At 42.8% G+C, this 12,258-nt stretch carries 13 protein-coding genes; 4 read left to right on the forward strand and 9 right to left on the reverse strand.

The window, feature by feature from the left end; all coding sequences use genetic code 11:
• Window positions 1–505: 505 nt before the first annotated feature.
• The 4 genes from ACFSUO_RS16190 to ACFSUO_RS16205 form a co-directional block, all read right to left on the reverse strand.
• Entirely contained in the window at window positions 506–724 is a 219-nt protein-coding gene (locus ACFSUO_RS16190; RefSeq protein WP_382396009.1) for a DUF2922 domain-containing protein, read from the reverse strand.
• A 34-nt stretch (window positions 725–758) separates the two neighbouring features.
• A complete protein-coding gene (locus ACFSUO_RS16195; RefSeq protein WP_382396011.1) occupies window positions 759–983 on the reverse strand; it encodes a DUF1659 domain-containing protein in 225 nt (74 codons plus the stop codon).
• Between the two features lie 259 nt (window positions 984–1,242).
• On the reverse strand, window positions 1,243–1,959 hold the full coding sequence (locus ACFSUO_RS16200; RefSeq protein WP_382396013.1) for a sulfite exporter TauE/SafE family protein: 717 nt from the start codon (window positions 1,957–1,959) through the stop codon (window positions 1,243–1,245).
• A gap of 105 nt (window positions 1,960–2,064) precedes the next feature.
• Complete coding sequence (locus ACFSUO_RS16205) at window positions 2,065–2,655, reverse strand: superoxide dismutase family protein (RefSeq protein WP_382396015.1); 591 nt, start codon at window positions 2,653–2,655, stop codon at window positions 2,065–2,067.
• Window positions 2,656–2,780: 125 nt separating this feature from the next.
• Here ACFSUO_RS16205 and ACFSUO_RS16210 point away from each other — a divergent pair, with 125 nt between their 5' ends.
• The 4 genes from ACFSUO_RS16210 to ACFSUO_RS16225 all read left to right on the forward strand — a co-directional run bounded on the left by ACFSUO_RS16210 (window position 2,781) and on the right by ACFSUO_RS16225 (window position 6,701).
• Window positions 2,781–3,158, forward strand: coding sequence for a PH domain-containing protein (locus ACFSUO_RS16210; RefSeq protein WP_382396017.1), 378 nt, complete (start codon window positions 2,781–2,783; stop codon window positions 3,156–3,158).
• Window positions 3,159–3,606: 448 nt separating this feature from the next.
• The gene (locus ACFSUO_RS16215) at window positions 3,607–4,512 is read left to right on the forward strand and encodes a M23 family metallopeptidase (protein WP_382396019.1); all 906 of its coding nucleotides are present in this window, start codon (window positions 3,607–3,609) and stop codon (window positions 4,510–4,512) included.
• A 13-nt stretch (window positions 4,513–4,525) separates the two neighbouring features.
• Window positions 4,526–5,452, forward strand: a complete 927-nt coding sequence (locus ACFSUO_RS16220; RefSeq protein WP_382396021.1) for an ABC transporter ATP-binding protein — start codon at window positions 4,526–4,528, stop codon at window positions 5,450–5,452.
• On the forward strand, window positions 5,445–6,701 hold the full coding sequence (locus tag ACFSUO_RS16225) for an ABC transporter permease (RefSeq protein WP_382396023.1): 1,257 nt from the start codon (window positions 5,445–5,447) through the stop codon (window positions 6,699–6,701). Before ACFSUO_RS16220 ends, ACFSUO_RS16225 begins: the two co-directional genes overlap by 8 nt.
• A gap of 296 nt (window positions 6,702–6,997) precedes the next feature.
• Here ACFSUO_RS16225 and ACFSUO_RS16230 read toward each other — a convergent pair whose 3' ends face one another.
• From ACFSUO_RS16230 to ACFSUO_RS16250, 5 genes are all read right to left on the reverse strand, one after another.
• Entirely contained in the window at window positions 6,998–8,659 is a 1,662-nt protein-coding gene (locus tag ACFSUO_RS16230) for an aryl-sulfate sulfotransferase (protein ID WP_382396025.1), read from the reverse strand.
• Window positions 8,660–8,813: 154 nt separating this feature from the next.
• Window positions 8,814–9,014: a hypothetical protein gene (locus ACFSUO_RS16235; protein ID WP_382396027.1), complete on the reverse strand. Its 201-nt coding sequence runs from the start codon at window positions 9,012–9,014 to the stop codon at window positions 8,814–8,816.
• A 488-nt stretch (window positions 9,015–9,502) separates the two neighbouring features.
• Window positions 9,503–9,802 carry a hypothetical protein gene (locus ACFSUO_RS16240; protein ID WP_382396029.1) on the reverse strand — a complete coding sequence of 100 codons (300 nt, stop codon included), beginning with the start codon at window positions 9,800–9,802 and terminating at the stop codon, window positions 9,503–9,505.
• 771 nt (window positions 9,803–10,573) lie between these two features.
• Complete coding sequence (locus ACFSUO_RS16245; protein ID WP_382396031.1) at window positions 10,574–11,182, reverse strand: hypothetical protein; 609 nt, start codon at window positions 11,180–11,182, stop codon at window positions 10,574–10,576.
• A gap of 674 nt (window positions 11,183–11,856) precedes the next feature.
• Window positions 11,857–12,228 carry a DUF4064 domain-containing protein gene (locus ACFSUO_RS16250; RefSeq protein ID WP_382396033.1) on the reverse strand — a complete coding sequence of 124 codons (372 nt, stop codon included), beginning with the start codon at window positions 12,226–12,228 and terminating at the stop codon, window positions 11,857–11,859.
• Between the last annotated feature and the right edge of the window lie 30 nt (window positions 12,229–12,258).

The raw sequence follows: 12,258 nt of genomic DNA on the forward strand, positions 1-12,258 counted from the left end.
GGGGAACGCTTCAGCCTCCTCACTCACTATCGTTCGCTGTGGGGTCTTCAGACTGTTCCTTTCCCGCCGGAGTCTCGCATTTTTCCGCAGCTCAGTGTCATGTTCTTTCCTAGTAAGAGAAAACTCTTTAGCACTAATTTCATTGGTTTCAACATTCAATATGCAGAACTTCATTGCCAGCGTAGGCAATATACGCAGACTCCTATGGGAACAGCACGTGTCCAAAGACCCCGCAGGAAAGCGGTCTTTGCTTTCCGAGGAGGCTGAGGCCGTGCCCATGGAAAGCGAAGTATATTGCCGGAGCGGTCTCATAACAATTTTTTGCTGTGTCGCATTTAAGATCAACTGCGTTGGAAAAACAACAAAGTTTACGAAAAAGCTTTTTAGAAAAAGACCAGGGCGATGGTTCCGCTGGTCTGGTGGCTTGGCAGTTAAGAAAGTATAAATATTTTCTTACTGCATAAGTGCAACTAGAGGCTTGTGACAAGCCAAGTTTTCTAATCGTTTAGGACGGCAGGTCGATTTCCGTAACATTTCGTTCCACGATACGGGCGCTCTTTTTTGAAACCAGGTTACCACCGGATGATGTAAATGCATCCTGGGCAATAATTTCATCCATCGTACTGGTGATGGTTGCTGTGTCCACTGGCTCGACTGGCTTTTCCAGTGAGTAGGTCACTGTTTTTCCATCCTGATTCAAGAATTTCAACTCCAATTTTTTCATTCGTCGTCCTCCTCTCGAATTTTAGGCCGGGACATTATCCCTGGCTGATGATTGAATCGTCGGTACGTTCAATGTTGTAGAGCGGTCGCTCCTGCAGCGGGGCAACTGCAAGTGCGATGGCTAACAGCTGATCTGCCGTTGCCTCAGGTTTCACGTTGTTGAAACTCTTTGATTTATAAATCGTATTACCAGTCTCCATATCTTCCCCGTCATTCAAAACAAGCGTCAAACGCGACTGGATTTTCTCTGCGACGGCCATGCTGAGCACCTCCCTTCACCCCTACAATCGAGTGTTGATAATAGAAAGTGTTATTTAAGGAAAGTTTTTTTGGCGGGGTCGGTTGCCGGAATGACTCTCTTCAAGAATCAGGCTGATATATTGTGAACTTTAGCATTTTTGTTGTGAACATTAGCATTTTCATTGTGAACTTTAGCGTTTTTATGTACATGTTTAGCGTTTTCGTGTCGAACTTTAGCAAAAAAGGCCAAACGGTAGCATTTCCGCTTTCCTCCACGCGTTATATCTGCTGCAAAAACAAATACACACCCGTAAAAATCAGCAAACCATACGTCAGTTTGCGAAACAATGCTTGATTGATCCAACGAAATAGGAGCTGTCCCAATAGCAGCCCGATGAGCACGATTGGTAAGGCCAGTGCACTCGACATCCATATTTCTTTCGCGGTCCCGGCAAACAGAATTTGTACAAGCAGGCTCACGGCATAAATCCATAGATAGAACGCAAGTGTTGTGCCGCGCAGTTTTTCCTTGGCTGTATCGGTGCCGGAAAAGTACAGCAATATCGGTGGGCCGGGCATGCCAATACTCGTTGTGAACGCACCCGATAGTCCACCCACCGTCCAATCGCGCTTGGAGGTGTGGCGCAAACGGAAATTCAGAATTAAAAGGATCGTCAGAAGTAGAATCAGTATACTGACGGTCGTTTTTAGCAGTGTCATATCCATCATTAAAAAAATGAAAATACCGACCGGCAGCCCAGCCAGACTGCCCTTGACAAACCGCTTTACAATGTCTTTATCGATATCTTTTCTGATTTTCCTGATGAGCACGGTGGAAATAACCAGCGACAGGATTAAGTTGATTTGGACTGCCTCACGCGGTTCAAAAAGCAAAAGCAAAAATGGCGTTGCAACGATGGAGAAGCCAAAGCCGGTACTAGTCTGCAATATCGAGGCAACCAATATAATGATGAAAAATAAAAGAATAGATTCCAAAAAAACACCCGCTAACCTTGGTTACTGTATCCCTTAGTGTAACAGACGGAAATGGCTAAAGGGATTATTACTTATAAAAAACCCGGGGATCTCCCGGGTTTTTCATTACTCACCAATTACACCACATGCAATCCGTTCACCGGCATCACCGGATGATTGTGATTCATAATCATCTGCTCCTGAGTGAATCATCAGAGCAGTACCGCCTTCTTTCAATAGCGAGTTTTTCTCGCCTTTTTCCAGTGCGGCCATATCCGCGGTAACGTCAGCCATTACTTTTCCGTCCTGATTAACCTCTATGTTTGGCAAATCACCGGCATGCGGTCCTTCAGGGTGATCAAAGCCGTGTTTTGCGTCAGTCGGGTTAAAGTGCCCACCCGCTGATTTGAAATCAGGCGCTTCACAGACAGCATTTTCGTGAATGTGAAAACCATGTGTTCCCGGCGGTAAATTGGCCGCGTCCAGCGTGATGTTCACCCCGGCAGGAACGGGTCTGATAGTCGCCGTACCGACTTTCTCCTTGTCCGCATTATACATGTCAACTTCCATTGTTTCCGTATCTTCACTTAAACTGCCGGCCGTCTCAACGTTCGTTTCATCATCTTGCTTTTTGGTTTCTTCCGTGTCGTCAGTATCTCCACAGGCACCTAAAACCACCGTAAACGCAAGACCGAAGCATAACATACCTTTCTTCATTGGCCTCATCTCCTTTTTTAAAATTTCATTCTACAGTCTTCACAAATCTGGAAAACTTAAACAAGGGAGAAACCAGTTATCTTTTTTGGTATACTAAAGAAAATAGTTGACAGGAGGATGATAGGATGGGAATTTTTGATGGCGTGATGGGGAATGCGTCAGAAGCTGATACAAAGGAAGTCGCTGAAGAGCTGGATGAACTGCTTTCTTCCACGGAAAAGGTGGAGCACGCGTATAAACTTATCCGGGATCTGATGGTTTTCACTGACAAGCGGCTGATTCTCGTTGACAAGCAGGGCGTGACCGGAAAAAAGATCGAATACCACTCCATTCCATATAAGAGTATTACACATTTCTCCGTGGAAACAGCCGGAACGTTCGACCTAGAAGCAGAACTGAAAATATGGATCTCCGGCTCCGCGGAACCAATTCAGAAGACATTCAATAAACAGCTGAACATTTACAAAGTACAAAGCGTTCTGTCCGATTATGTATCGAAATAAAATTGATCGGAACCGTCGACAAACGCGGCAAAATCTCGACCACAAAGCTGACCTCCTGCCTGAAGGTCAGCTTTCTTAGTGTTAGCGGTCATAATAAAACAGCCCATCACCCCTATACAGCCGGGTGTTCACCTCTAGTGTTTACAATTGCACCTTTGATAAGCCCACTGGCCTCAAAGCCTCCACCAACTATCTTTCCAAACCCAATGACATCATGTATGAATGAACGGCATACGATACTTACCAGCCGGACTAAACTTATACGTAACCTTCTTTACCAAAAGTTCCGATATTTTTGTCACCTACGATGTAAAAGTATGGTAGACTATCAGAAGATATGTATTAGCAAATCAGTCTGGCCATTGACACCCCTGCGAAACACGCTTTCTAATTGATTCATTGTAATCCTGTTGGTAAGACTTCTTCACATTCAATAAGGAGGTAAAAAATGCTTCTGAGCATCCTGCAAATCATTGGACTCCAATTGGTCTTGCCAGCCGCTTTTATTTTTTCCTTATGGAGGATCAAATCCGAAAACAAGCTTGATTGGATCATTCAGCTGTTGTTTACAGTCATCTATATTATGTGGATTTTTCTATCCGGACCTTGGGATTGGTTAGGATATTATGTGCGGTATGTTTGGGTAATTTTGTTAATCCCTGCTGTATTCTTTTCATGGAAAAAAACAAGATCTTTGCCTCTTCGCACCACACTAAACGGCAGCCAAAAGATTACAAGAGGAATTCATATCGTGCTTATTCTCGTGTTCGGTCTGTATAACGTCTCTGTTTTCAGCAGTTATACCACACAGGAGGAAGCGATTGACCTGATGTTTCCATTACAGGATGGGACCTATTATGTCGGTCAAGGCGGAAGCTCGACACAAATGAATTATCATCACGCCCATGAACCGCAGCAATATGCACTGGATATAGCAAAATTAAACTCGTTCGGTTCGCGGGCAAGTGGAATTTATCCGAAAGACCTTGATCAATTTGCCATTTATGGAGACACACTCTACAGTCCTTGTACCGGGGAAGCAATGGAAGTAAGAGATGGTTTGCCGGATCTTACACCACCAGAGATGAACCCAGAACAGCCAGAAGGAAATTATGCAGCACTTGCTTGTGAAGATACAGATGCAATCGTTTATATTGCACATATGCAGGAAAACAGCATTATGATTCAGGAGGGGGACACCATTCAAAAAGGGCAGCCGATCGGAACCGTTGGAAATTCCGGAAACACCACCGAACCGCACCTGCATATCCACGCTGAAGAAGAAGGTGTTGGCATTCCAATCAAATTCGATGACCAATTTTTAACGCGAAACGACTTAGTCCGAACAAATTAACGAGGTGACGCTTATGGAAACAGTACTAGAAGTGGAAAATTTAGCTAAATCATTTAAGGACAAGGACGTGATCCAGGATATTTCTTTTGATGTTCGGAAAGGCGAAATTATGGCAATTCTGGGTCCGAATGGTGCGGGAAAATCGACGACCATCCGTAATATTATGGGCATTATGTATCCGGATCAGGGATCAATCTCATTTCAGAATCACCGGGAAATACCGAGGCACAAAATTGGCTATTTGCCTGAAGAGCGCGGTCTGTACAAAAATGTAAAAGTGATGGACATCCTGCTTTATTTAGCAGAACTGAAGGACTATCCGCTGAAAAAAGCGAGGGAGCGGGCGCTGCAGTATTTAAAAAAGTTTGACCTGGAAGGACAGGAAAACAGTTCGGTTGAGGAATTGTCAAAAGGAATGGGGCAAAAAGTACAATTCATCTCATCCATCATCCACGAACCTGAGCTGCTGATTTTGGATGAGCCATTTTCTGGACTGGATCCGGTCAGCCAGGAATTGTTCAAACAGGAAATTCGGAATCTCGCGGAAAACGGGACTGCTATTCTATTATCCTCGCACCAAATGAATCTGGTAGAGGAAATGTGTGACCGCTTATTTCTGATGCACCAAGGCCAAAAAATTATTTACGGCCAAATGGATGATGTTAAAGAAGAATATGCGAATTTCAAATGTACGATACGCAGCAATAATGACCTGCAGCAGCTGGAAGTTCTTCCGCAAGTGGAACGTGTGGAGCGGGATGACGACACGGCCGTCCTTTATTTGGCCAAAGATGTGGAACCAGTGGACTGGCTTAAGCATTTGCCGGACAGTCTGTCGATTCAGGAGTTGTCGATTGACCGCATATCCCTGCATGAGATTTTCATCGATATCGCTACAGGCAAAAATTTAATCGGGGAAGAAGGTGCTGTCCGTGCGTAATTCACTAAAAGTTGCTAAATGGGAAATAAAACGCAATATGAAGAATAAGTCATTTTTAATCGGATTGTTTTTAACACCAGCTCTTTTTCTCGGATTCATGTTTTTAGGAAGTCTTTTCGGCGATGATGATAGTGACGGCGGTGAAACTGCACAAGTTTTTGTCCAGGATGATCTGGGGGTTTTTGCCAGTCTGGAAAAAACAGCCGAAGCAAGTGATTGGAACTGGGAGTTGCAGAAAACAGAAATACGCGAGGAAGATGTGCAGAACGAGCTAGAATCCAGCGAAAATACAGCTTATGTATTTGTTGATCGGCGGGCACTCGATGATGGAGTCATCCCTGTTTATACGAGCGAGGATATCCAGAATGGCTTTATGAATAAGATGCAGGCACTGGCGGCGCCAATTAAATCATTACAGATGCAGCAGCTCGGCCTGTCCGACGAGGAGCTTGCTGCCGTTTCCAATAACATCCAATTTGATGAAATGACTGCGGACGAATTGGCCGCCTCTGATGAAGCAGAACAAGGATCTGAAAGTGGAGGATTTCTTGGCGATGATCCACTTAAACGTGTGATCCCCGGAGCGTTTGCCGGCATTATCCTGATGTCGATCATATTCTCGGGTATGTACATTTTCCAAAGTGCCTCCAATGAGAAAAAGGATAAAATCGCCGAAATCATTTTATCATCGCTGACACCCAGCCAGTTGATGAAAGGGAAAATTATCGGCTACTTCGTCCTTGGCATGTTTCAGGCCGTCGTTTTTCTTGGATTCGCCGTTCCCATCAGTATTTGGAAACTGGAGGATGTGCCAATCCTGGAATACTTGCTCGTGCCAGAACTGATTCTATTAATTGCAATCGCGATTCTCGGATACTTCCTGTTTGCCGCACTGTTTGTCGGTGTCGGCGCAACGATGGCCGACATGTCATCAGCCGGCAATTTCCAGGGGCTTGTTATGATGCTGCCATTTTTACCGTTTGTGTTTATCGGACCCGTCATCAGCGACCCAAGCGGACTTTTCGCACAGATTGGCTCGTATGTACCATTTACAGCACCCGGTGTACTCCTGCTGCGGCTGACGATGATGGAAGAATGGCCATGGATGGAAGTCATCATCGCACTGGCAATCCTGGCCGTGAGCATTTGGATCTTCATGAAAGTGGCCGGGAAGATATTCAAAACCGGCATCCTCATGTACGGGAAAAATGCTACCCCAGGCGAGATTTGGAAATGGATCCGGGCGTAAAACGTGCCTCATTTTCTTTCCGGAAGTCAGGTACAGGGGATCAGAATGGAGGAAATCGGCAGTAATTAATGCTGCTCTTGCGCGATGGGGCCGCTCTCGCTCAAGTTGAAGCCGCCCTCGCTCGAGTTGAAGCCGCCCTCGCTCGAATTGATGCTGTTGTCGCGCGGCCCAAATTATCTTTCTCATCATTTAAAAACCCCCTTATCACTTTAAAGTGGTAAGGGGGTTTTTTCCGGGAATTCATCAGTTTATCAGCAGATCCACCTAGGTCGGTTATCCACCTCAACATTCCACGCTTACTTTGGGTACAATGGCAGACGCAGTGCACGGTAAGCCTGGCGGTGGCTTTCTTCCTTAAAGCCAGAAACAACCAACTCATAAACCACTTCAGCGGGCTGCTCGTCCGTTACCTCAATCACACGGCTGTTTTTGCTGTCACCACCTGCATCGATATAGCCGGATGTGAGCATGCGGTTGCCGGTGTTCGGATGATAGTTAGCATCCCCGACGATGTTGGAGTACAGATTTTCCCCGCGGTCCTCGCCGAATGCCCACACTTCTTCCACTGTCATTTTTTCCGGATTAATCCGGTATTGAACCATACGGCTGAACTGTTCGCTGAGCGGATCCTTCCCGCGGGTGATGACAATATTGTTGTCAAACAGCAAGTAGTCGTTCGTCGCTTTGTTATTGTCGAAGTCAGGCATAGTCATTGGCGCATGTGGTCCGGCAGGGAATTTAAAGTCCTTTCCCTTTGGCTCCAGAAGATAATCTTCATAAGCATCCGGCCATTTCTCGTGGTCGGCTAAAATCCAGTCCACTTTGCCGTCCGGGTAGGACATTTTCATAATCAAGTCCTGGTGCCGGCTGGACACAAGAATGGAGTCATCTTTCTCAACATACCAGATGGCATTTTGATGGAACCAGTCTCCTTTGTCCGCCTGTGCGCCTTCATATTCCTGATAAAAATTTTCTGGGAATATGTCGCGGAAACTGAAATCCCTCACTGTTTCCCCTGTCTCCCGGTCAATTTCAATCATTTCATCCTGCACGTAATCCGATTCCAGATCATGCACAGTTGCCAGCAAATTGCCATTCGGGAGCTCAATCACGTCATGATGGACGACATTCGATCTCGGATGGTCCTCCATCTGTAGAATGTAAGAATTATAAACTTTTCCAAGCATATTCATTTCCAGAATTTCGTTATATTTTTCCTGGCCTTTTTCTTTCGTGATATACATCAAGTGGCCATTCTCAAACCGCTTAAAGATGTGTGAGTTCCACAGTGTTGAATACCATCTCACATCTGCGTTATGATCGACTGCATAAACATAGCGGGTGCTTGGTACAATGAAAGTCAGGCCGTCTTCCATTTTTTCAGGATGAGCGGTTTCTGTTTCATTCGTCAGAAAGTCATCCGGCAACGGCTTCGTTTCTACCGTAAACGTGCCTTCCGTCGTTTCGCCTGCTTCATTTTCCGCTTTTATCGTTACCGTGTTGGCGAAATCCGGATACAGTCCGAGCACAGGAATGGTGTGTTCGGTATTATAGTCATCATACGTCCGCTGAATATCGCCCTGCTCGTCCTTGCCCTCGACCGTCATGCTAATCTTGACAGGCTCTTCTGTTTCAAATTTCGCAAGGGCTGTTAAAGGAGCGACTCCATACGGATCCAGTTTCACAAAAGGATCTTTCAGGGTATAGCTTCCAGCCTCATATTTCTTTTGCATTTCCTTTTCCAGTTTTTCCTGTTTGTCCATCCGCCGGGTATCATAGGTGGACAGCTGCTCCACTTCCCCATCCGGCTGAAAAGATAAATCCATCCTGTCCGCTTGTTCTGTTTCTTTCTTGGCTTTCTCCTGATTGGCACTATTCCCGCCTGTATATTCAATAATGACAAGAAATGCCACCAGCAAAATGGCCAGCGCTACAAATGCAGCCAGCGTTTTTCGCATATGCCATCCGCCTTCCTTACTAGATTGATAGTTGAGTTTCTCTACTATGATGATAAACGCTGAGCGGGAAAAATAAAAGGCAGAATTTTTCCCAGTAATAGAACCTATTTTTCTCTAGCTTGTTATAAACTTTTTTAACAATTTAATGTCCGTTTCATGCACGGCTACTATTAACGGCCATATCGTCAACGCTAGTTTGCTTTTCAGTATTATTAGCAACTTGTTTAGATACATTATCTAATCTTTCTGTAAGTACTTGTTGTCCACCTTCAAGCCTCTCTAGACGTTCATTCATTGGTTGTAACTTCTCGTCTAATAAAGATGAAAACACTTGCATCAACTCTTTATTTTCCATATCTTCACCACCTAGACTTATTATATCATCTACTTAACAAACAGACTCTAACTTTGACGTAATTCACACCCCAAAATGGTCCGATTCTGGCACAGTGCATATTCAACAACTGCGCCCGATTGTTTAGTACAGGATTTCCCTGTTTCGATAAAAAATAAGCCCATCTACAATATCATCAGGGCTTTTATTGCTGCAGAAGTATTTATTTTTCACCAGGAAATAATATACCGAGGACTATGATGTTATCTTGATTTTTTTCATAATACACCCGAAATTTCCTAACAACGATTCGGGATATACCTTTATAGTTTTCAAATTCTTCCGTATAGGTTTCTCCAACAAATTCATTTTTTAAAAATTACTCAGTATCTAAAATCAATTTAAATATGAATACCAGAGTCTCTTCTGATGTGAAATGTTCACTCCTAAACTGTAGAAGCTTTTCCCTTACAATTGGGAGCCAGATTATATTTTGGGTACCCACTATTCTATTCGAAATCCTTTGCAGAAAGTGAATTTAATAACTCTGAAGTTGACATACCTTTTCCTTTTTTATATTCACTTTTGCTTTCCTCGATCATCTGTTTAAGTTGAGGATTTTTTTCTACATCGGATTTGATTGAATTCTCATCCTCTTCCTGTAGTACGAGGGTGAATTTTCCTTTTCCTGGGATAGAAAAATGAAAAACTGAATTATCACGATCCATATTTTCTATGCGATTCATAAGTTCTTCTGAGGATTCAATAAATCCCATGAAATCACCGCCAGTTTGTATTTTCTTTATCATAACACAATATACGTTTCCTGTATTTTAGAAGCTCACTCTGGCTGCTTAAGCAAAGGAACTACTTCTGCAATCGTGCCCTTTTCTGGAATAATCTTAAAATTATAGTAGGTGATATTGCTATTTTGTATCAAGTGAATAAAGACATCAGATAATACCACCCTTGCCATATTTTAGAGCCAGCTATGACATAATTTTGAGCCACCGTTGCCATTAAGAGAGCCAGTATGTTTGATTACTGATATAGCAACGCTTCCACCACCCTTGACCTTGTTTGTGTCCGTGGTAGTGTTTTCTATGGCGGATGGAGAAAAAGCAGCCTTTAGGGCTCCATCCGCATCAGCAGCGTACCACGGACAATCACTTCTAAGTTCCGCTGGCGGGGCCCCGCCCCCTTCCAGCGATCACTAAGAAGTGGCACGGCGGTCAAGGGCAAGCAGCTAACGCTGTGGTTATAACGGTGATGTTTTCCAGTAAGGCTCACCTTTGTCATAACTGGCTCAATTTCTTGTCATCGATGGCTCAGAAAAATGGCAACTATGGCTCAATTGGATGGCAATATTCATCAAGTCCCATTTCTTTGTTTCCAATGATAAAAAGTCTTGGATATTATTTTTAGGATGATGTAACAAAGCGGCGATAAAATAATTGCCAATCCAAAAGAATACAACAAATCCCAAAGAATTATTCCGTAACAAATATTTTAAGAGCCTGTTTTTGAAAAAACAGGCTCTTAACCTTTTAAAACAACATGTTTAACTTACAGAACTGCAATTAAAAGCAACCTGCTTTAATTGCAGTTATTCCTGCAAGATCCAATAATGCACTTTGTAAGTCGCTTCCTAAACCATCATCTAATTCTTTAATAGCTTTTTTCAGGGCACCTGTTTTACTATATCCCCTATCTTTATATTTTGAAGCAAGATCTACTACATCGTCTACAAATTTACTTACACCACCAAGAGCGTCGATAGCTTTCTTCAACTTAAAAATCTTAGTAAATGGTATTCCCACACCAGCAACAGCTGCCAAAACTGCTGAAGTACAACTCCAAAATCCAAATGTCTGAAATTGACCTACAGTTTTAGTTCCTTCTCCATCAACTGTCATTTTCAAAACGCCATTATCATTATGTAAATCTAAACCAGTATCGTTTTCTATCCAAGTAATAGTAGATTCAATTCCTTGTTTTACTATTTCATCTGGTACATCTACTATCGCTTGTAGAAATAAGTTTGTGTCTTTATGAAAGAAATTTCCTTCGTCACTAATGCTCTGAATAGCTTTCTCATTAGCCAAATTACTTTCTGCATTAGCAAAAGATTGCCCTGTAAAACTAAATACTAATAGTGCTGACATTAATCCAATAAAGAATTTTTTCATAATACTTCCTCCTTTTAATATCTTTCCTGCAAATGGTAGGATAAAGGAGATAAACTACCAAATCAATACAAAAAGGAGAATAACATGAATTTTTTATCAAGTTCAACATTTTCCATCTTGTTCCTTTTTATCTTTTTAACTTTAATTTTCTTTGAACTACCTAAATATGTGTATTTAATAATCAGTGGATTCGCGTTAATAATTATTGTTATAAGATTATTTTCTCGTAGGAAAGTAAAAGATTAGATTCCGAAAATCACAAAAGTAACCAACACCTATTTCTGCCCCAACAAGGCGCAAATTATGAAGGAAACACATAAGCCTAAAGGCTAGTAGGTTGCCATTAAGGCAACCTACTTTCGTTTACAAGAGGAGTTAAAACAAAAACATAATAGAATACTAATAAGATAGCAGACGTTAGCACCGCACCAGTACCCCCATATTTCAATTTAGCCTAAAGGATAAGAGATTGCCATTGAGGCAGTCAAATACGCACTAAGAGGGCCTGGGGGACACCCCAACAAGCGTCATTGTATCCACGTATGTGGCTAGCAATGGTACAGCGGTTAGGCGCTATATTCCGATAAACCACTATGCTACAAACTTGCCCGATGACTGAATACTTTTCTTAAGCAAACGCGCCCTTTTATGGAAGATCATTAACCTGATTTTATTTAGAGTGAAACACCTTTCAATGTGCCGACTGGTTTCCTTGCCAAACACATAATTCCTGCAATTATAAACAAAGCAGACTGTATAAGTGTTGCTCCTAATGTAAGTAATAACATGACTATACTTGTAGCAATTAATACAATTCCAGCAGTTTTCGGTTTACTCTTTAATAAGACGAGAGCAATGACACCTAAAATGAATCCAGCAGCATGAACCGCAACTACAAACCATGCATACCATGGTACGAATTTTTCGGACATCATTTCAGGAAATTGGGAGCTGAAAAAGACCATTAATGACACTAGAAGAATTATTACAAGTAGTTGAAGTGCAAGGGCAATAACTCCCAATGTGATTTCCGCAGTACGTTTCAAACCTGTATCCCTCCTTCTCTGACATTAATT

It is taken from the genome of Lentibacillus juripiscarius (assembly GCF_042685205.1).
In the GTDB taxonomy this organism is placed as follows: Bacteria; Bacillota; Bacilli; order Bacillales; family Amphibacillaceae; genus Lentibacillus; species Lentibacillus juripiscarius.